General features: G+C 55.4%; 2 rRNA genes. Both read right to left on the bottom strand.

From position 1 onward, the window contains the following. Window positions 1-17 precede the first annotated feature (17 nt). Window positions 18-134: ribosomal RNA gene (gene rrf / locus HNP44_RS20780) — 5S ribosomal RNA — on the bottom strand. Between the two features lie 135 nt (window positions 135-269). Next, a 23S ribosomal RNA gene (locus tag HNP44_RS20775) occupies window positions 270-1138 on the bottom strand; the annotation flags it as partial.

The raw sequence follows: 1138 nt of genomic DNA, 5'->3' as shown, positions 1-1138 counted from the left end.
TCCTGTATCTAATTTTAGTCCGGCGGTGTCCTACTCTCCCACACCCTCGCGAGTGCAGTACCATCGGCGCTGGAGGGCTTAGCTTCCGGGTTCGGAATGGAGCCGGGCGTTTCCCCTCCGCTATGGCCGCCGTAACACTGCGAAACAATCACACAGTCGTGTGTTGTCTCAGACATTGCATAGTGGACGCGAACCAGCAAAGCTGGTTTCTGTTGTTGTTACACGCTTTCACCTGTGAGCTTCGTGCTCGTTTTGGCGAATGTTATGTGTGTGGTAAGTCCTCGACCGATTAGTACCAGTCACCTACACGCATTACTGCGCTTCCAGTTCTGGCCTATCAACCCCATAGTCTGTAGGGGGTCTTACCCACTCAAGGTGGTGAGAAACCTAATCTTGGAACAGGCTTCCCGCTTAGATGCTTTCAGCGGTTATCCCTTCCGAACGTAGCCAACCAGCCGTGCTCCTGGTGGAACAACTGGCACACCAGAGGTTCGTCCGTCCCGGTCCTCTCGTACTAGGGACAGCCTTCCTCAAGTTTCTAACGCGCGCGGCGGATAGAGACCGAACTGTCTCACGACGTTCTAAACCCAGCTCGCGTGCCGCTTTAATGGGCGAACAGCCCAACCCTTGGGACCTACTCCAGCCCCAGGATGCGACGAGCCGACATCGAGGTGCCAAACCATCCCGTCGATATGGACTCTTGGGGAAGATCAGCCTGTTATCCCCGGGGTACCTTTTATCCGTTGAGCGACACCGCTTCCACTTGCCGGTGCCGGATCACTAGTCCCGACTTTCGTCCCTGCTCGACCTGTCAGTCTCACAGTCAAGCTCCCTTGTGCACTTGCACTCAACACCTGATTGCCAACCAGGCTGAGGGAACCTTTGGGCGCCTCCGTTACATTTTGGGAGGCAACCGCCCCAGTTAAACTACCCACCAGGCACTGTCCCTGAACCAGATCATGGTCCGAGGTTGAGGTATCCAATACGATCAGAGTGGTATTTCAACAACGACTCCACGAACACTGGCGTGCCCGCTTCACAGTCTCCCACCTATCCTACACAAACCGAACCGAACACCAATACCAAGCTATAGTGAAGGTCCCGGGGTCTTTTCGTCCTGCCGCGCGTAACGAGCATC

Origin of the sequence: Tsukamurella ocularis (assembly GCF_024807615.1) — a bacterium.
Classification (GTDB): domain Bacteria; phylum Actinomycetota; class Actinomycetes; order Mycobacteriales; family Mycobacteriaceae; genus Tsukamurella; species Tsukamurella ocularis.
This window is presented reverse-complemented; position numbering and strand designations above follow the sequence as displayed.